We start from the raw sequence: 17,632 nt of genomic DNA, 5'->3' as shown, positions 1-17,632 counted from the left end.
GCGACGTCCGCGTCCGCCCGTTGTCACATGCCCTTTCAGTGTGCGCGCCGGTGGCGATCAACGACAGGGGGCACTGGGCGAGACGGCGCAGTGATCACACCCCGGCGGTGGATCGTTCCGGGGTGCGCCGCCACTTCTCGTGGACGGTCACCCGGTGCATCCGCCAGCCACTGTGGGTGCGGACCAGACCGAAGGCGTACCGGCCGCCGCACACGAAGTCCGGAGCCCCTCCTTCGTCCGTCCCCGTGAACCGCATCGGGTTGATGTAGTCGGCCTGGACGCGGGCCGTGTCGCCGATGTCCCGGTCGAGCGGGCCGAAACTGAGGCGCCGGTTGACGATCAGGTGCTGGCGCATCGGGAACAGCCCCATGGTTCGGGTCAGCCATTGGGCGATCTCCTCGGCGCCGCCCTCCACACCGCCCGCCGCCCGGTAGTCGGCGCGGCCGTCCGGCGCGAACAGGGCGCGGTACGCGGCCCAGTCCCCGTCGTCCACGGCCACGGCGTAGTCGGTCACCAGCTCGTCGATGGCGAGTCGGTCGAGGACGGTCGCGAGTTCCACACGCTGCGTCATCGGCCCAGTTTCGAGCCCCCGGTGCGCCCCGCCAAGAGTCGTGCGCACTCCGGCTGCACGTCAGTAGCATGCGGCCACCCGGGAATCGCCGGATCCCGGGCGATCCTCTCAAGTCGGCTTCCCCTGGAGGTGGTTGGTGAAGAACTCCGTACGCGAGGACATCTATCTGAAGCAGACGGGCCGCAAAGGCCTGACGCCCCGTCAACGCCGTCGGCTCGCCAAGAAGTCGGGTCAGGGCAAGGTCTGAGCCGGGGCGGGGCCCGGCGCAGGGCCCGAAAATCCGCGGGGCGGCCGGACGGTCGCTGTTACGGTCGCCCCATGTCAGCAGAGTCGAACACATCATCGGCCGGCGGGCCGGGGCCGGTCACCGCCGACGACGTCGCGCACGCCGTCCACCTCGCCGTCGCCGCCCTGGCCCCCGTGGTCAAGGGCGACTGGAGCGTCCCGGCCGGATCGCTGGAGTGGACGTGCTGGGAGACCGGTGAGCACCTCGCCGACGATCTGTTCGCGTACGCGGCCAGGATCGGCTCCCTCGCACCCTCCACGGACGAGCAGGAGCCGTACGGCTTCAGCAGGCGCCGCCCCCAGGGTCCCGCCAACACCATCACCGCCGACCTCGACGTCGGCACGGCGGGGCTGCTGCAGGTGATCGAGTCGTGCGGCGGACTGCTCGTCGCCGTCGTGCGGGCGACGCCGGCGAGTGCCCGCGCCCACCACGTCTTCGGCGTGTCCGACCCCGAGGGTTTCGGCGCGATGGGCGTCGTCGAGACGCTGCTGCACGCGCACGACATGGCGCTCGGCCTCGGCGTCCCCTTCGACCCGCCCGCCGGGCTGTGCGCCCGCGTTCTGCACCGCCTCTTCCCGGACGCCCCGGGCGACAGCGCGCCGTGGCCGACGCTCCTGTGGCTCACGGGCCGCGGTGAACTGCCGGGCAGGGAGCGGGTCGGGAAGTGGCGCTGGTACGGTGCGCCTCGCGCCACATGATCACTGCCAGGAGGCTCACTTGACCCGCCCCATCACCCTCGTCACCGGCGGCAGCCGAGGCATCGGCGCCGCCACCTCGCTGCGGCTCGCGCAGGACGGCCACGACATCGCCCTGTCCTACGTCCAGGACAAGGACGCCGCCGTACGCACCGCCGAGGCCGTGATCGCGGCCGGTGCCCGCTGCGTCGTGCTGCGCGGCGACACGTCCCAAGAGGCCGACGTGGAGCGGCTGTTCGACGAGGCGCAGGCCCAACTCGGCCCGCTCACCGGCCTGGTGAACAATGCCGGTGTCACCGGACCGTTCGGTCCGCTCGTCGACGCGCGCACCGAGGACCTGCGGCGCGTCGTCGACGTCAACGTCCTCGGCGTCCTGCTGTGCTGCCGTCGCGCCGCCCGCGACATGGCCGCCTCCGGTGGCGGCGCCATCGTGAACCTGTCGTCGGCCGCCGCGACCCTGGGCAGCCCCGGCGACTACGTCCACTACGCCGCGTCCAAGGGAGCCGTCGACACGCTCACCGTCGGCCTCTCCAAGGAGCTCGGTCCGGCCGGTATCCGCGTCAACGCGGTGGCGCCCGGCATCATCGACACCGAGATCCACGCCATGGGCGGCGACCCCGACCGGGCCGAGCGGATGGCCGGTGGTCTCCCGCTGCGCCGTGCGGGCACCGCGGAGGAGGTCGCCGCGGCGATCGCGTGGCTGCTCTCGGCGGACGCGGCGTACGCCACGGGCACCGTGGTGCGGATCGCCGGCGGCCGCTGAGCGAGGAGGAAGAGCTGTGGGGGAGACGGGGCCCGGTCAGGCCGCTTCGACGACCTGGGTGCGCATGGCCTGGGCCCATTCCGTCACCAGCAGCTCGTACACTGCGCGCTGTTCGGCCGTGAGGCGGCCGCCCGCGCGCAACCAGAGGCCGCGGATCTGCTCGTTCACTTCCTCGGCAGACCGCGGGGAGTCAGTCGTGACATGCGGCATGTGCCAAGGCTACGTGCGGCGTGACCGAATGTGAACCCTGGGCGAGCGGTCGACTGCGCCAAGTGATCGTCAGTGGCTGGAAGTTGATGATGGATCGAGCAGGTTCTTGCGGAGTCCGGCGGTCAACTCCAGGTCGGCGCCCAGGTGTTCGGACACGTATCCCTGGACGGAACCGAACCGTTCGGCCAGATCCGCGAGGAACAGCCGGATCACCGTCTCGGGTGCGCGGCCGTAACCGGGCCAGCCGGGCGTCCGGCCCGGATGGGCCGCCTTCCAGTCCGTGATCAGGCGCTCCGTGGCGAGTTCGGTGAGCGCGAAGTCGGCGGCGACGTCGTCCTCGTGGACGCCCAGGAGGGTCAGGACCAGCGCCGCGACCAGGCCGGTGCGGTCCTTGCCGGAGGCGCAGTGGAAGACCAGCGGCGCGTCCGTCGACGCGATGATCTCGAGCACCTGGCGGAGTTCGGCGGCCCCGTCGAGCGCGACCTCCATGTAGCGGTCGGCGAGATACCGCCACGGATCGAGGCCGGGATCGATCGCCGCCTGGTCGTACGGGCGGTGCTCCACGCTGAGATTGACGTACTCCTGGCCGGGAGCGTCCGGGACGCGGCCCTTCGCGTCGATCTCCCACGGATAGCGCAGATCGATCACGGTGCGTATGCCCAGGCCCATGTACCTTTCCCAGTCACCGTGTTCGTCGTGTTCGCCGTCCGCGGGGCTGAGCTTCGCCAGTGAGTCCGAGCGGTACAGGCGTCCCTGGCGGACCGTGCGGCCGTCGGCGGTGTGCCGGCCGCCCACGTCACGGAAGTTGTGCAGGCGGGCGAACGGGATGTGGCGTGTCATGCCCGTGAGGATACGAGCAGCTCCGGCACCACCCGCGTGGCCAGCAGGGCGAGGGCGTCCGCGTCCGGGGTGCCCGGCTCGGCCGTGTAGACCATGACCCGCAGATCGTCGCCCGCGACCGTGAGGATGTCGCAGTCCAGGGTGAGCGGGCCGACGTCCGGGTGGTCGACCGTCTTGCGGGCGGCCTCGTGCGGCTCCACCGTGCCGGACGCCCACAGCTCGGCGAACTCCGGGCTCTCGGCGCGCAGTTCGTCGATCAGGGCGTGCAGCACCGGGTCGGTCGGGTAGCGGCTCGCGGTCGCCCGCAGGTCGGCGGCGAGTGCCGCCTTCATCGCCCGCCGCTCCTCGGGGCTCTGCCGTACCCGGCCGTCCGGGCCGAGGAAGGTCCACCAGGCGCCGTTGCGCCCGTGCCCACGCCACCGCGGCCGCTCCCCGAGCAGCGCCGTGTACAGCGGGTTCGCGAGCAGCAGCGTCCAGGCCGCGTCGAAGACGGCGACCGGCGTCCCGGTGAGCCGCTCCAGGAGACGGTGCACACTCGGCGTGAGCGTGCCGGGCACCCGGTCGCGGCCCGGCGGCGCCAGGCCGGCCAGCCGGAACAGGTGCTCGCGCTCGGTGCCCGACAGGCGCAGGGCGCGGGCCAGCGCGTCGACGACCTGGTCCGAGGGGTGGCTCGCCCGGCCCTGTTCGAGCCGGGTCACGTAGTCGGCGGAGATCCCGGCCAGCAGGGCCAGCTCCTCGCGGCGCAGCCCGGCCGCGCGCCGCTGTCCGACGGCGGTGAGCCCGGCCGACTCGGGCGCGACCCGGTCCCGCCACCGGCGGACGGCATCCCCGAAGTCGTTGCTCATGCCCCTACTCTGCCCTCTCCGGTACGGATCTTCCTGGTACCGCGAGTCCCAGGAAGACGGGACGGCTGGCAGGCCGGGGCGGATCGCCGGACGCTGGGCGCATGACCACGACACTCATCACCGGGGCCAACAAGGGCCTCGGCCGCGAAACCGCCCGCCGCCTGATCGAGGCGGGTCACACCGTCTACGTCGGCAGCCGCGACCCCGGGAAGGGCCGCCGCGCCGCCGAGGAGCTCGGCGCCCGGCACGTCGTCATCGACGTCACCGACGAGGAGTCCGTCGCCGCAGCGGCCCGCACGATCGAGGCCGACGGCGGTCTCGACGTACTGATCAACAACGCCGGCATCGAGGGCCGCATCGCCGACAACGGCATCGTCGCCCCCGCCGACGAGACGGTGGACACGCTCCGCCCCCTCTTCGAGACGAACGTCTTCGGCACGCTCCGTGTCACCCACGCGTTCCTGCCGCTGCTGGAGCGCAGCGCGGCACCGGTCGTCGTGAACGTCGCGAGCGGCCTCGCGTCCCTCGCGGTGCTCAGCGACCCGGACTCGCCCGCGCACTTCTACCCGGGGATCGCCTACCCGGCGTCCAAGACCGCGGTGAACATGCTGACCGTCCAGTACGCGAAGGCGTTCCCGAAGATCCGGATCAACTCCGTCGAGCCGGGCTTCACCAAGACCGACCTCAACGGCAACTCGGGCGTCCAGACCGTCGAGGAGGGCGCCGAGATCATCGTCCGGATGGCCCAGGTCGGCCCCGACGGCCCGACCGGCGGATTCTTCGCCGCGTCCGGCCCCCTGCCCTGGTGACCGTCGAGCGGCGATCAGCAGGCGCGGCCGCGCCCCGACGAGCACGAGGTCGATCCGCGGATCGCGCGGGAGACGGGGCCGCCGGCGAGCTGGCGGCGGCGACGGGAATGGCCGGACTCCCCGGCCTGTTCGGCCAGTCATGACCACGGACCAGCGCACCCTCACCAACCCGGCCACGCTGCACGACCCGACCCCGTTCGGCTACAGCCATGCCGCGTCGGCCCCCGGCGAACTCGTCTTCATCGGCGGGCAGTACGCCTCCGACGCGACCGGCGCCCCGATCGACGCCGACTTCGCCTCTCAAGTGGACCTGGCCTTCGACCGGTTGAGGTCGGCCCTCGAAGGGGTCGGGCTCGCTTACGAGCACGTCGTCAGGCTCGGCACGTTCATCGTCGACCACGACCTCGGCAAGCTGGAGATCCTCGGCAAGGCCCTGCACGCCCGCTTCGGCGACTGCCTGCCCGCGCAGACCCTCAGCGGCGTCGCCTCGCTCGCGCTGCCGGGAATGCTGTTCGAGGTGGACGCGGTGGCCGTCCGCCCCTGACGCCGGGCCGGGGTCACGCCGTCGCGCGCAGGTACGTCTCCAGCTCGGCGGCCCCGGCCAGCATCGCGCGCCCGCGGGCCGACAGCCGCCCGTGCCAGTCGCGCAGCGTGGCCTCCAGCGGCTCGGGTCCCCCCGCCGCCCGTACGTGTGTGATCAGATCGGCGATCTGCTCCAACAGGTGGCCCCCGCGCCGGAGTTGGTGGGCCAGCCGGGCGTCCCGCACGTCGGCCTCGTCGTAGATCCGGTAGCCGGTCTGCCGGTCGCGGCGCGGCCGTACGATGCCGGCGCCCTCCCACTTGCGCAGTGTGGCGGGCCGCACACCGAGTTCCGCGGCCAGTGGCCCGATGAACCGGACGGCACGCCCCGACGCCTCCGCGACGGGCTCCAGCCCGCGCAGGGCGTGCTCGACCGACTGGAGGGTCCGGCGGTCGTCGAGCAGCTGGGCATGGCTCTCGTCGACCAGGCGCAGCGCCTCGTCGACGGTTCCCTCGTTCACCGCGCGCATGATCGCCGTCGCCGTCGCGTGACCGTGTCCGGGAACCAGGGCGAGGAACGCGCTCAGGGCGAGTGCGTGGCGCGGCGTGTAGGTGCGGTAGCCGTGCGGCGTGCGGGCCGCGGCCGGGAGGATGCCCGCCTCCTCGTAGTTCCTGACGGCCTGCGTGGACAGACCGTGCTCGCGCGCCAGATCGACCGGCCTGAGACGGTCTCTTCTTTGAAGCTTCGATGTCATGAATGCCTTGCCCTCAACGGTGAGTCCGCGAAAAGTTTCCACCGAAGGTTCAACGATAGCGTTGACGGCATGGCTGACACGAAGGCTCCGGACCTCACCGACATCACCCCCACCGTCCATGCCCTGGAGGCCGACACCGTGCTGGGGCTGCTGGCGTCCCGGCCCCGGCTCCTAGCCCTCGGCGAGCCGACCCACGGCGAGGACGCGCTGCTCGACGTCCGCGACGGTCTGTTCCGGCAGCTCGTCGAGGAGCACGGCTACCGCACGATCACGATCGAGAGCGACTGCCTGAAGGGCCTGATCGTGGACGACTACGTCACGTCCGGCACGGGCACCCTCGACGACGTCATGGCGCACGGCTTCAGCCACGGGTTCGGCGCCTCCGCGGCCAACCGGGAACTCGTGCGCTGGGCAAGGGAGTTCAACACCGGCCGGGCCGCCGCCGACCAGCTCCGCTTCGCCGGGTTCGACGGCCCGCTGGAGATCACCGGTGCCGAGAGTCCCCGCCAGGCCCTCACCGCGCTCCACGGCTACCTCGCGGACCACGTCGCCGCGGACCTGCTCCCGTGCACCGCGCGGACGCTCGACACTCTGCTCGGCGCCGACGACCGCTGGACCGAGCCCGCCGCGATGATGGATCCGGCCCGGTCCGTGGGGCGTTCGGCCGAGGCGTGCCGCCTTCGGCTGCTCGCCGACGACCTGGTGGCGCTGCTCGACGCACAGACCCCGCACCTGATCGAGGTCACCTCGCGGGGGGCGTGGGAGCGGGCCCGTCTGCACGGACGCAGCGCCGTCGGCCTGCTGCGCTACCACCACGGCATGGCCGACACCTCGCCGGGCCGGATGACCCGGCTCCTCGGCGTACGGGACTCGATGATGGCCGACAACCTCCTGGCCCTAGCCGACCGCGGCCCGACCCTGGTCTTCGCCCACAACTCCCACCTGCAGCGGCGCCGGAGCACGATGCGTATGTGGGACCACCCGCTGCTGGAGTGGTGGAGCGCGGGCGCACTCGTCGGCGCCCGCCTCGGCGCGGAGTACGCCTTCGTGGCCATGGCGCTCGGCACGATCCGGCATCAAGGCGTGGGCACTCCGCCGCCGGACACCCTCGAAGGACTCCTGTACGCGCTCCCGCAGGAGTGCGCCGTGATCGACGCCGGGCGCCTGGCCGCCGTTCTCGGCGAGACGCCGCCCGCGCTCCGCGAGTCGCCCTGGTTCGGCTACGCCTCGCTCGACCCGTCCCACCTGACGGACTGCGACGGGCTCGTGTTCGTCAAGGACGTCCCGCAGGTCCCGGGCGCCTGACGCACGTCCGGCTCGGGCGCCGGAAGCGCCTCACGAGCTTCTAGGCCGCCTCGTACCGATGGGCGTGCCCGCCCCGCCACTTCACCCAGGCCGGATCGTCGAGGAGCGCCCCCGCGTCGGCGAGCCCGGCGCGGCGCAGGAACTCCACCACCTCCGCGTCGGAGTGCGCGAGGCCGAGGATCTGCCCGTTCACGGTGACGCGGCGGCCGCCGGAGCCGAGCGGCGGGTGGACGACTATCGGGACGCTCGCCCCACGTCCAGGGCCGGCGTTCACCGGTTCCTGCGCGACTTCGAGAACCAGATGGCGGCGGCGACGATGACGACCAGGAGGATCAGTATCTTCATGGGTTCCTCGTGCCCAGGACGGGGCCGCTCATTCCGTCCGGACTCTCCGGCGACGCCCTCGGGCGTCACTCCCGGCCGTCCTGCGCGGGGGAGTCCCGACCGGACACGGCCTACCCGGCGGACTCGGCGGCGTGCGGGCTCAGGACACCGACGCTCACCAGCACGATCAGTGCGATGCCGAGCGCGATCCGGTAGTACACGAACGGCATGAAGCTCCGGGTCGAGATGAACTTCATCAGCCACGCGATGACCGCGTATCCCACCCCGAACGCGATCAGCGTCGCGAACACCGTCGGCCCCCACGACACGTGCCCGCCCTCCGTCGCGTCCTTCAACTCGAAGACGCCGGAGGCCAGTACGGCCGGGATGGCGAGCAGGAAGGAGTAACGGGCCGCCGATTCACGGGTGTAGCCGAGGAACAGGCCGCCGCTGATCGTCGCGCCGGACCGGGACACACCGGGGATCAGGGCCAGGGCCTGGCAGAGGCCGTAGATCAGGCCGTCCTTCACCGAGAGGTCCTTGAGCTCCTTGCGCGAGCGGGCGGCGCGGTGCTTGCCGCCCGTCTCGTCCCGGGCGGCCAGCCGGTCCGCGATGCCGAGCACGACGCCCATCACGATCAGGGTCGTCGCCGTCAGCCGCAGATCGCGGAACGGGCCCTCGATCTGGTCCTTGAACGTCACGCCCAGCACACCGATCGGGATCGAGCCGACGATGACGAGCCAGCCCATCTGGGCGTCGTGGTCGCCCCGCATCGTCTTGTCCGTCAGCGACCTGAACCACGCCGAGATGATCCGCGCGATGTCCTTGCGGAAGTAGATGACGACCGCGGTCTCGGTGCCGAGCTGGGTGATCGCGGTGAAGGCGGCGCCCGGGTCGCTCCAGCCCGCGAAGGCCGCGGTCAGGCGCAGGTGGGCGCTGGACGAGATCGGCAGGAACTCCGTGAGCCCCTGGACGAGTCCGAGAATGAATGATTCGAACCAAGACATGGAGGAGCACGCGATCCAGGGGCCGGGCGGGGACCGGCCGCGGGCGCGCGCCGGACATGCGGGGACGTGTGTGCCCCCGTCACGCGGGGCACTGTAGCGCCCGAAAGTGACGAACCTACGACGGGGCCGGGGGCGAGGCCGGGTCGGGGGCCCGGTCGTCCGTCTCCCGCTGGGCGTCGAGCAGGGTGTCCCCGGTCGCGGTGCGGAAGTACAGCACCGAGCGACCGGCCCGGCGGCGGCCGACGAGCCGGGCGTCGAGCAGCACCTTCAGATGGCGTCCCACCGAGCCGAGCCCCTGCCCGGTCAGGGCCACCAACTGGGTGGTCGTCAAAGGGCGTTCGAGCAGGACCAGCACCTGGGCGCGGGCCGTGCCGAGCAGGGTCGCGAGCGCGCCCGGTGGCGTCGACCGGTCCGCGTCGGCGAGCGCGCCCGCGCACGGGTACACCACCGCGTACCGGTCCGCCGGGGCGACCGACCCGGCCGGCGGCTCCGGCCAGGACACCCAGCCCTGCTGCGGTGTCACCGGAACGAACAGCAGCCGGGCCCCGGAGATGTCTCGTGGCGGATGGTCGTGGGCGTTGATCCGCAGCCGCCCGTCACCCAGCCAGCGCATCGTCGGCCGCATCGCGGCGAAGGCCGCCGCCCAGCCGCCGACCGTCAACTCCCTTGTACGGGCGACGACATCGGCCTCGATGACCCGTCGCCGCCGCGGCCACTCGGGCCGCACCGCCGTGCGCCACACCCACTCCAGGAGCGTCGCCGCGCGCTCCGCCAGGTCGTCGGCGCGGACGAGCGCGGAGGGCGGCGGGCCGGGGGACGAGACGGTGAGGTCGGCGCGTACGGCGTCCGCGGACGTGGCCCGGATCCGGCCGAGCCCCTCGTCGAGGTCCAGGTCCTGAACCCCGTACGGAGTGGGGGTGAGGAAGTCCGCGGTCCACGTCCTGCCGAGCGCGGCCCCGACGAGCGCGGCGGTCACCGGGTCCGCGGCGAGCCGGGCCCGGTAGGCGGGCAGATGGGTGTCGAGCCAGCGTCGTTCGCCGGGGTGCGCGGCCGTGGGGTCGGCGAGCTTCTTCAGGCTCGCCGTCGTCTCCGCGAGCGACGAGACGACGAACCGGCTGCCGGCGAGCGTGTCGGCGTCGACCTGCCAGATTCCCATGCCGCCTCCGTACCGGGATCGCTCGTTTCGCCGTGCCGCGAAACATTAACGCCCGGCCGCCGCGCCCCCGCAGCCTCCCCTCATGCGCACCTACCGGGACCTGTTCGCCGCGCCCCAATACTCGCCCTTCTTCGCCGCCTGCTCGCTCCAGGTCGCCGCCCAGACGGTCGGCGGCATCGCCCTCGGCTCGCTCGTCTACGCCTCGACCGGCTCGCCGCTGCTGTCCGCGCTCGCCATGTTCGGGCCGGCGCTCGCCCAGGTCGTCGGCGCGCTCACCCTGCTGTCGGCGGCGGACCGGCTGCCGCCCCGCGCGGCCCTCGCCGGACTCTCCCTGTTCCTGAGCCTCGCCACGCTGCTCCAGACCGTGCCGGGGCTGCCGACCGCGGCCGCGCTCGCCCTCGTCCTGCTCCAGGGCGTGCCCTCGGCGCTCGGCGGCGGGATCCGCTACGGCCTGCTCACCGACATCCTCGACAAGGACGGCTACCTGCTCGGCCGCTCCGTCCTCAACATGAGCACCGGCGTCTGCCAGATCCTCGGCTACGCCCTGGGCGGCATCCTGGTGACGGTGCTGTCCGCACGCGGCACGCTGCTGATCGCCGCCGGCCTGTACGTCCTGGCGGCGGCCGTGGCCCGGTTCGGCCTGACCGGCCGCCCGGCGCGGTCCGCGGGCCGACCGTCCCTGACCGCGACGATGCGCGGCAACGCCCGCCTGTGGTCCTCGGTCCCGCGCCGCTACGTCTATCTGGCGCTCTGGGTCCCCAACGGCCTGATCGTCGGCTGCGAGGCGCTCTTCGTCCCGTACGACACGGAACACGCGGGTCTGCTGCTCGCCGCCGCGGCCCTCGGCATGCTGGCCGGTGACATCCTCACGGGCCGTTTCCTTCCGCCGCGTTGGCGTGCCCGCCTCGCCGCCCCGCTCCGCCTCCTCCTCGCCGTCCCGTACCTGGTCTTCGCGGCCCGTCCACCGCTGCCGCTGGCCCTGTGCGCGGTGGCCCTCGCCTCCATCGGCTTCTCGGCGGGCCTGCTGCTCCAGGAACGCCTCGTGTCCCTGACCCCGGACGAACTCAGCGGCCACGCGCTGGGGTTGCACACGGCCGGCATGCTGACGATGCAGGGCGTGGGCGCCGTGCTGGCGGGCGCCCTGGCACAGGTCACCTCCCCGGCCGCGGCGATGGTGGTGTTCGCGGTGATGTCGGTGGGGGTGACATCGGTGCTCGGGCCGGGGCTGCGAGGGCCGGTGGCGGCGCGGCCCGCGGTCGGCGCGTGAGCCCAACTGCGTTGTCACAGGCCGCTGTTACGGTTCCGGGCGTGATGAACGACGACGGAATCTCATGGCTCGGCGAGCGCTGGCCGCACGACGACAAGGACCCGCTCCTCGGCACACAGGCCGGTCTCGTGTTCGCGGAGGGCATCGCGCCCCAGGACCTGGCGGTGATCTTCGGCGCCGTCCCCTGGGAGCTGCCGGAGCGGGTGGGCGACGAGGCCAAGGAGGTCTACGACCGCACGCATCCGCGGACACGGGTTCCGGACGACCCCGACGTCACCGCGTACGGAAAGGAGGGCGACTGGTCCTTCCTCGCCGGGAAGTTCGACTTCCTGCTCCACTTCCGGCCGGGATTCGCGTTCCCGCCCGGCACCGGCCGGGTCGTCCTCCTCTACAACATCCACGCGCGCGGCATGTACTGCATGGTCTATTTCGAGGACGGCCGACGCGTGTGGCAGGACGAGATCCAGGGCCGAGTCGACCCGGAGAGCGCCCTCGCCGGCGGAGGCGTCCTCGACCACGCGCCCGAGATGTCCTTCCTCGCCCCGGCGATGGAAGAGGCCGGGTGCCGTCCGGAGATCCGGTACGTCGACGGGGATCCGGTCGTCGTGGACGAGGGCTTCATCCCCGACTGGCGGGCGCGCCTGCTCAGAGGCCTGGAGATCGCGTTCGGCATGTCGGTGGACCGGGAGACCTTCGACGCGGGCGGGTACCCGCTGGCCGAGGTGTACACGACCTGACGGCGGGCCTCCGGGGACCCGCGGTGCGACCTCCGGTGCGATCCCCGTCCCGACCTCGGTGTTGACCCCCGGATCCTCGGCCGCTTAGTTTCGACGGCGAGGGGGAAAGCGCTTTCTCCCCTTCCTGTCCGACACCGCCCCACCGATGGAGTGCTGATCGCGCCCATGCGCAACGCCCCCGCACCGGATCGCTCCGGCCCCCGTACCCACCGCCTCAAGGCCGCCGTCATCGGCACCGGCGGGATCGCCCGGGGCAGCCATCTCCCCGCCCTTCAGCAGCTCGCCGCGGAAGGCGAGGTGGAGGTCGTCGCCGCCGTCGACATCGACGACGACGCCGTTCGCCGGTTCTGCGCCGACGGCGGTGTGCCGCATCCGTACACCGATCTCCGGCGGATGCTCGACGAGCAGCGGCCCGACCTCGTCACCATCTGCACCCCGCCGACCCTGCACCGCGAACAGACCGTCGCCGCGCTGAACTCCGGTGCCTGGGTGTGGTGCGAGAAGCCGCCGTGCCCGTCGCTGGAGGAGTTCGACGCGATCGAGTCGGCCGAGGGGAAGGACGGCGGACCGTACGCCGCCATCGTCTTCCAGCACCGGTTCGGGTCCGGCGCCCGGCACGTGCGCGAGCTGCTCGCCAAGGGGGAGGTCGGACGGCCGCTCGTCGCGCACTGCCAGACCACCTGGTACCGGGACACCGCCTACTACTCCGTTCCCTGGCGCGGCCGTTGGGCCACGGAGGGCGGCGGTCCCGCGATGGGGCACGGCATCCACCAGATGGACCTGCTGCTCGACATCCTCGGGCCGTGGACCGAAGTCCGGGCCATGGCGGGCCGGTTGGTGCACGACGTGGAGACCGAGGACGTGTCGACCGCCCTGGTGCGGTTCGAGAGCGGCGCGATGGCCACCGTCGTGAACAGCGTCCTCAGTCCCGACGAGGTCAGCCGCATCCGCATCGACTGCGAGCGCGCCACGCTCGAGCTGACGCACCTCTACGGATACGGGAACGAGGACTGGGTCGTCACCCCCGCACCCGGCGTGCCCGACGAACTCGCCGCCGCCTGGCGGGACTTCGGCACCGACGTGCCCAGCTCGCACCTCGCCCAGCTGCGCGATCTCGTCGCCTCGATGCGGGCGGGCGAGCGGCCGCGCAGCAGTGGACCCGACGGGCGCACCAGCCTGGAGCTGATCTCCGCCCTGTACAAGTCCGCGTTCACCGACGTCACCGTACGCGCCGGCGAGATCGGCGCGGGCGACCCGTACTACACCGCCCTGCACGGCGACGCCCCCGGCTGGGCACCCACCCCGGAGGCGACCCATGGCTGAGGCACTGCGCGTCGTCCACGCCCACGGCGACCGGATCACCGTCACCGAACCCACCACCGGCGTCGAGCTGTTCGCCTACGTCTACAAGCCGGAAGCGGCATGGGAGGCGCCCAAGCCGTACCTCCACCCGATCAGGACCCTCGCGGGGAACGCCGTCACCGACTACCGGCCGAACGACCACCGCTGGCACAAGGGCCTCCAGATGACCGCCTCGCACCTGTCGGGGCAGAACCTGTGGGGCGGCAACTCCTATGTCCACGGCGAGGGTTACCTCGCCCTGCCCGAGCGCGTCGGGTCCATGGCGCACGTCGCCTTCGACGAGGTGAGCGCCGACGGCGACGGCGGTTCGGTCATCGCCGAGCGCCTCACCTGGCACCCGCACGACGGCGAACTCTGGGCCGACGAGGCGCGCCGCATCGAGGTGCGCGACGTCGACCCGGTCGCCGGCTCCTGGACCCTGACCTGGACGAGCGCGATCACCAACCGCCGCACGGAGCCCCTGCGCTTCGGCAGCCCCACCACCCACGGCCGCGAACTCGCCGGCTACACAGGGCTGTTCTGGCGCGGGCCGCGCGCCTTCCGCGACGGCCGCGTACAGACCGCCGACGCCGAGGGCCCGCAGATCATGGGCACCCGGGCGCCCTGGCTCGCGTACAGCGGCGAGCACGACGGCGCCGACGGGCACGCCACGCTCGTGTTCCAACACGCCCCGGAGAACGACCACTCGGGGCAGAACGGCGCCCACCCCGCGCACTGGTTCGTGCGCAACGACCCGTTCGCCGCCGTGGCCCCCTCCCTCGCCTTCCACGACGAACTGGTCCTGGAGCCCGGCGACACCCTCACCCGGCGCTACCGCGTCGTCGTCGCCGACGGCGCGTGGGAGCGGGAGGAGATCGCCACGTACCTCGCGGAGCACCCGTGGTGAGCCCCGACGCGACCTACGCGGGCCTGCCGGGCGGCGTCGCCGTCTCCCACCTGTCCGTCTACGACTGGCCCGCCGCCGACGGGCTCTGCGGCGGCACCCCGCACCTGCACCTGACGTGCGGCGAGGGGTACGTCGTCACGGCCGGCCGCGGCGCCGTGCAGACGCTCACCGCGTCCGGGTTCAAGGAGACCGCGCTCGGCGGCGGCAGCGTCGCCTGGTTCACGCCGGGGACCATCCACCGCCTGGTGAACGAGGACGGCGGCCTGCGCATCGTCGTCCTCATGCAGAACAGCGGGCTCCCCGAGGCCGGCGACGCCGTGCTCACGCTGCCGCCCGCGTACCTGACCGACCCGGACACCTACGCGGCCGCCACCGCCATTCCCGCCGACGCCCCCGAGGCCGAGCAGGAGCGGGTGGCGCGGGCCCGCCGCGACCTCGCCGTCGAGGGGTACCTGCGGCTGCGCGGGCACCCGGAGGAACTCGCCGCCTTCCACGAGGCGGCGGCCGCCCTCGTGCGGCACCGGCTGGACGCCTGGCGCGAACGCTGGGAGCGCGGGGCAGCCGCCGCGTCCGCCGCGACCGGACGGCAGCTCGACCGGCTCGCCGCGGGGGACGCCGGGCATCTCAAGGACGCGGACGTGCGGTCCGAAGTACCTTCCGCGCGTGGCAAGTTCGGGATGTGCGGTCGGCTGGACGTGTACCGGACCGACTGAACCGCACGTGCTAAGCCGCGGCCTCCGGGCCCGACGTCGTCCAGCCCGGAGACTGGGGGTGCGCCCGGAGATCCTCGTGGCGCACCTCCTCGCCGCACGCCGCGCACCTCACCGAGGGCACCAGATCGTGCCCGCACCTGTGCTCGACCACCATGGGGCGGTCGCCGTCGCGCAGATGGCGGTCGCCCCAGGCCATGAGCGTCATCAGCACCGGTTCCAGTTCGAGTCCCGCCGCCGTCGGCCGGTACTCGAAGCGCTGCGGCCGCTCCTGATAGGCGACCTTCTCCAGGATTCCCGCGTCGACGAGCCGCCGCAGCCGGCCGGCCAGGATGTCGCGCGGCGCCCCGATGTTGCGCACCAGCCGGTCGAACCGGCCGTTGCCCAGGCACACCTCGCGCAGCACGAGCAGCGAGTACTTCTCGCCGATGACCGCCAGAGTGTCGGCGATCGAGCAGGGGCGGGGGTCCTTCGCGGCAGCAGGCATGCGCCCAGTGTAAGGACCGGGACCAGGGAGGGTTTGTTTTTCAAACGCACCGAGCTATGGTGAGTTCGAAATTCCTACTCGCACGTAACCTCCGCAACCCTCACCTGCCATGGAGGCCCGCGCCATGCGTGACGCAGTGATCGTCGAAGCCGTACGCACCCCCGTCGGCAAGGGCAAGGCGGCCGTCGGCGCCCTGTCCGGCACCCACCCCGTCTCCCTCCTCGCCCACACCCTGCGCACCCTCGTCGACCGGGCCGGAGTCGATCCCGCGCTCGTCGACGACGTCATCGGCGGCACCGTCGACCAGGTCGGCGAACAGGCCATGAACACCACCCGGTACGCGGTCCTTTCCGCCGGATTCCCCGAGTCCGTGCCCGCCACGACCGTCGACCGGCAGTGCGGCTCCTCCCAGCAGGCCGTGCACTTCGCCGCGCAGGGCGTCCTGTCCGGCGCGTACGACCTGGCCATCGCCTGCGGAGTCGAGTCGATGAGCCGGGTGCCGATGTGGTCCAACGTGCCGGCGGGCGCCGACCCGTTCGGCCCGGGGATCGCCGCGCGCTACCCGGAGGGCCTGGTCCCGCAGGGCATCAGCGCCGAACTCATCGCCGCGAAATGGTCGCTGTCGCGCGAGCGGATGGACGCGTACGCCGTCGAGTCCCACCGCAAGGCCGCCGCCGCGTGGGACGCCGGGCTCTTCGACGCGGAGGTCGCCCCGCTGGAGGGGCTGACACGGGACGAGTCGGTGCGGCCCGGGACGTCGCCGGAAGTCCTGGCCGGACTGAAGCCCGCGTACTACGACCCGGCCTTCGCCGAACGCTTCCCGCAGATCGAGTGGAACGTGACCGCGGGCAACGCCAGCCCGGTCAACGACGGCGCGTCCGCCGTGCTCGTCACGACGAGCGAGTACGCGGCCCGGCTCGGCCTGCGCCCGCTCGCCCGCCTGCACTCCTTCGCCGTGACCGGGTCCGATCCGCTGCTCATGCTGACCGGCGTGATCCCGGCGACCGAGAAGGTGCTGCGCAGGGCCGGGCTCGGCCTCGGCGACATCGACCTGTTCGAGGTCAACGAGGCGTTCGCGGCGGTGGTCCTCGCATGGCTGCGGGAGACCGGGGCGGATCCGGCCCGGCTGAACGTGCACGGTGGGGCGATCGCGCTCGGACATCCGCTCGGAGCCAGCGGCACGCGGCTGATGACGACGCTGGTGCACGCGCTGCGCGCGGGGGGCGGACGCTTCGCCCTGCAGACCATGTGCGAGGCCGGCGGCCTCGCCAACGCCACGGTGCTGGAAGCGCTCTAGCGCGGCGAGGAGGCGGACACCGGTTCCTGCGCCGCTGTGTCGTGGGTGCTCGCGTCGCCGGCCCGGCCCGTCAGCTTGTGCCGCTTGAACCAGGCGACCAGGACACCCGCCAGGCCCGTGATCGCGATGAAGCCCATCGCGATCAGGAACGCGGGGGACGTTGGCGTCGACGCCCTGGCGCCCGCGACCACGTACGCCGCCGTGTTCGGGATCGAGCCGAGCGCCGTGGCCAGCAGGAACGGGGCCCAGCGCATCCGGGAGATCGACGCGCAGTAGTTCGCCGCCCAGAACGGGACGCCGGGGAAGAGGCGGGCCGCCAGCATCGAGCGGAAGCCGTGTCTGCTCAGCTGGCCGTCCGCCGCCCGCAGCATGCGACCGCGCAGCAGTGGACGCAGCGCGTCCTGGCCGAGCATCCGGCCCAGACCGAACGCGACACCGGCGCCCACCACCGTGCCGCCGATCGCGCCGAGCAGGCCGAGCTGTGAGCCGAACAGGGCACCCGCCGCCAGATTGAGCAGGGGTCTCGGCACGAACGCCACCGTGCACAGGCCGTACGCCACCGCGAACGCGACGACGGCGAACGCCCCGGTCATCTGCTGCGGCCAGCCGTCCTCGAGCAGCCGCTGCGGCTCGAAGAGCAGCACGCACGTCGCACCCGCGGCCAGCAGCATCACCAGGAGCGACAGCCGTGACCAGGGGGAGACCAGCACCCTGGTGCAGCGTGCGGCGAGCCCGGCGGGACGGGCGGGGACGGTGTCGAGCATCCGGGGAGACTAACCGACACCTACGTAAGATCGCCGT

21 protein-coding genes are annotated in these 17,632 nt (G+C 72.7%); 11 read left to right on the top strand and 10 right to left on the bottom strand.

Going from position 1 to position 17,632, the window contains the following annotated elements; translation table 11 throughout:
• Nucleotides 1-94 precede the first annotated feature (94 nt).
• Nucleotides 95-571 carry a nuclear transport factor 2 family protein gene (locus B072_RS0123980; RefSeq protein WP_018532527.1) on the bottom strand — a complete coding sequence of 159 codons (477 nt, stop codon included), beginning with the start codon at nucleotides 569-571 and terminating at the stop codon, nucleotides 95-97.
• Nucleotides 572-889: 318 nt separating this feature from the next.
• Between B072_RS0123980 and B072_RS0123970 the strand changes: the two genes are divergently transcribed.
• Nucleotides 890-1,555, top strand: a complete 666-nt coding sequence (locus B072_RS0123970; protein ID WP_018532525.1) for a hypothetical protein — start codon at nucleotides 890-892, stop codon at nucleotides 1,553-1,555.
• A 19-nt stretch (nucleotides 1,556-1,574) separates the two neighbouring features.
• The gene (locus B072_RS0123965; protein ID WP_018532524.1) at nucleotides 1,575-2,315 is read left to right on the top strand and encodes an SDR family oxidoreductase; all 741 of its coding nucleotides are present in this window, start codon (nucleotides 1,575-1,577) and stop codon (nucleotides 2,313-2,315) included.
• A gap of 36 nt (nucleotides 2,316-2,351) precedes the next feature.
• Here B072_RS0123965 and B072_RS48770 read toward each other — a convergent pair whose 3' ends face one another.
• The 3 genes from B072_RS48770 to B072_RS43935 all read right to left on the bottom strand — a co-directional run bounded on the left by B072_RS48770 (nucleotide 2,352) and on the right by B072_RS43935 (nucleotide 4,210).
• The gene (locus B072_RS48770) at nucleotides 2,352-2,525 is read right to left on the bottom strand and encodes a hypothetical protein (RefSeq protein WP_199791091.1); all 174 of its coding nucleotides are present in this window, start codon (nucleotides 2,523-2,525) and stop codon (nucleotides 2,352-2,354) included.
• A 69-nt stretch (nucleotides 2,526-2,594) separates the two neighbouring features.
• Nucleotides 2,595-3,365 (bottom strand): tyrosine-protein phosphatase, encoded by a 771-nt coding sequence (locus tag B072_RS0123955; protein WP_018532522.1) that lies wholly within the window; start codon nucleotides 3,363-3,365, stop codon nucleotides 2,595-2,597.
• Nucleotides 3,362-4,210, bottom strand: a complete 849-nt coding sequence (locus B072_RS43935) for a helix-turn-helix transcriptional regulator (RefSeq protein ID WP_018532521.1) — start codon at nucleotides 4,208-4,210, stop codon at nucleotides 3,362-3,364. The genes B072_RS0123955 and B072_RS43935 overlap by 4 nt, the downstream gene beginning before the upstream one ends.
• Before the next feature lie 101 nt (nucleotides 4,211-4,311).
• Between B072_RS43935 and B072_RS0123945 the strand changes: the two genes are divergently transcribed.
• Both B072_RS0123945 and B072_RS0123940 read left to right on the top strand, forming a co-directional pair.
• Nucleotides 4,312-5,019, top strand: coding sequence for an SDR family NAD(P)-dependent oxidoreductase (locus B072_RS0123945; RefSeq protein ID WP_018532520.1), 708 nt, complete (start codon nucleotides 4,312-4,314; stop codon nucleotides 5,017-5,019).
• A gap of 139 nt (nucleotides 5,020-5,158) precedes the next feature.
• On the top strand, nucleotides 5,159-5,563 hold the full coding sequence (locus B072_RS0123940) for a RidA family protein (RefSeq protein ID WP_018532519.1): 405 nt from the start codon (nucleotides 5,159-5,161) through the stop codon (nucleotides 5,561-5,563).
• Between the two features lie 13 nt (nucleotides 5,564-5,576).
• On the opposite strand, the gene B072_RS0123935 is transcribed toward B072_RS0123940, so the two are convergent.
• Nucleotides 5,577-6,293: a TioE family transcriptional regulator gene (locus B072_RS0123935; protein WP_018532518.1), complete on the bottom strand. Its 717-nt coding sequence runs from the start codon at nucleotides 6,291-6,293 to the stop codon at nucleotides 5,577-5,579.
• A gap of 69 nt (nucleotides 6,294-6,362) precedes the next feature.
• Between B072_RS0123935 and B072_RS0123930 the strand changes: the two genes are divergently transcribed.
• Nucleotides 6,363-7,598 carry an erythromycin esterase family protein gene (locus tag B072_RS0123930; protein ID WP_018532517.1) on the top strand — a complete coding sequence of 412 codons (1,236 nt, stop codon included), beginning with the start codon at nucleotides 6,363-6,365 and terminating at the stop codon, nucleotides 7,596-7,598.
• 40 nt (nucleotides 7,599-7,638) lie between these two features.
• Here B072_RS0123930 and B072_RS0123925 read toward each other — a convergent pair whose 3' ends face one another.
• The 3 genes from B072_RS0123925 to B072_RS0123910 form a co-directional block, all read right to left on the bottom strand.
• Nucleotides 7,639-7,872 (bottom strand): hypothetical protein, encoded by a 234-nt coding sequence (locus B072_RS0123925; RefSeq protein WP_018532516.1) that lies wholly within the window; start codon nucleotides 7,870-7,872, stop codon nucleotides 7,639-7,641.
• 181 nt (nucleotides 7,873-8,053) lie between these two features.
• Nucleotides 8,054-8,929, bottom strand: coding sequence for an undecaprenyl-diphosphate phosphatase (locus tag B072_RS0123915; protein ID WP_018532514.1), 876 nt, complete (start codon nucleotides 8,927-8,929; stop codon nucleotides 8,054-8,056).
• 115 nt (nucleotides 8,930-9,044) lie between these two features.
• Nucleotides 9,045-10,085: a helix-turn-helix domain-containing protein gene (locus tag B072_RS0123910; protein WP_018532513.1), complete on the bottom strand. Its 1,041-nt coding sequence runs from the start codon at nucleotides 10,083-10,085 to the stop codon at nucleotides 9,045-9,047.
• 82 nt (nucleotides 10,086-10,167) lie between these two features.
• Here B072_RS0123910 and B072_RS43930 point away from each other — a divergent pair, with 82 nt between their 5' ends.
• The 5 genes from B072_RS43930 (at nucleotide 10,168) to B072_RS0123885 (ending at nucleotide 15,050) form a co-directional block, all read left to right on the top strand.
• Nucleotides 10,168-11,352, top strand: coding sequence for an MFS transporter (locus tag B072_RS43930; protein WP_018532512.1), 1,185 nt, complete (start codon nucleotides 10,168-10,170; stop codon nucleotides 11,350-11,352).
• A 44-nt stretch (nucleotides 11,353-11,396) separates the two neighbouring features.
• A complete protein-coding gene (locus B072_RS0123900; RefSeq protein ID WP_018532511.1) occupies nucleotides 11,397-12,089 on the top strand; it encodes a hypothetical protein in 693 nt (230 codons plus the stop codon).
• A 165-nt stretch (nucleotides 12,090-12,254) separates the two neighbouring features.
• Nucleotides 12,255-13,412, top strand: coding sequence for a Gfo/Idh/MocA family protein (locus tag B072_RS0123895; RefSeq protein WP_018532510.1), 1,158 nt, complete (start codon nucleotides 12,255-12,257; stop codon nucleotides 13,410-13,412).
• Nucleotides 13,405-14,337: a PmoA family protein gene (locus B072_RS0123890; RefSeq protein WP_018532509.1), complete on the top strand. Its 933-nt coding sequence runs from the start codon at nucleotides 13,405-13,407 to the stop codon at nucleotides 14,335-14,337. Before B072_RS0123895 ends, B072_RS0123890 begins: the two co-directional genes overlap by 8 nt.
• Nucleotides 14,331-15,050: a cupin domain-containing protein gene (locus tag B072_RS0123885; RefSeq protein ID WP_018532508.1), complete on the top strand. Its 720-nt coding sequence runs from the start codon at nucleotides 14,331-14,333 to the stop codon at nucleotides 15,048-15,050. Before B072_RS0123890 ends, B072_RS0123885 begins: the two co-directional genes overlap by 7 nt.
• A gap of 10 nt (nucleotides 15,051-15,060) precedes the next feature.
• Here B072_RS0123885 and B072_RS0123880 read toward each other — a convergent pair whose 3' ends face one another.
• Nucleotides 15,061-15,534, bottom strand: coding sequence for a winged helix-turn-helix transcriptional regulator (locus B072_RS0123880; RefSeq protein WP_018532507.1), 474 nt, complete (start codon nucleotides 15,532-15,534; stop codon nucleotides 15,061-15,063).
• A 124-nt stretch (nucleotides 15,535-15,658) separates the two neighbouring features.
• On the opposite strand from B072_RS0123880, the gene B072_RS0123875 reads away from it, so the two are divergent.
• The gene (locus B072_RS0123875) at nucleotides 15,659-16,831 is read left to right on the top strand and encodes a thiolase family protein (RefSeq protein WP_018532506.1); all 1,173 of its coding nucleotides are present in this window, start codon (nucleotides 15,659-15,661) and stop codon (nucleotides 16,829-16,831) included.
• Here B072_RS0123875 and B072_RS0123870 read toward each other — a convergent pair.
• Nucleotides 16,828-17,595, bottom strand: coding sequence for a TVP38/TMEM64 family protein (locus B072_RS0123870; RefSeq protein WP_018532505.1), 768 nt, complete (start codon nucleotides 17,593-17,595; stop codon nucleotides 16,828-16,830). The genes B072_RS0123875 and B072_RS0123870 overlap by 4 nt on opposite strands.
• Nucleotides 17,596-17,632: the final 37 nt, after the last annotated feature.

Source organism: Streptomyces sp. HmicA12 (assembly GCF_000373565.1).
Lineage (GTDB): Bacteria > Actinomycetota > Actinomycetes > Streptomycetales > Streptomycetaceae > Streptomyces.
Note: the sequence above shows the minus strand (reverse complement) of the source record. Positions and strands in the feature narration are given on the sequence as shown.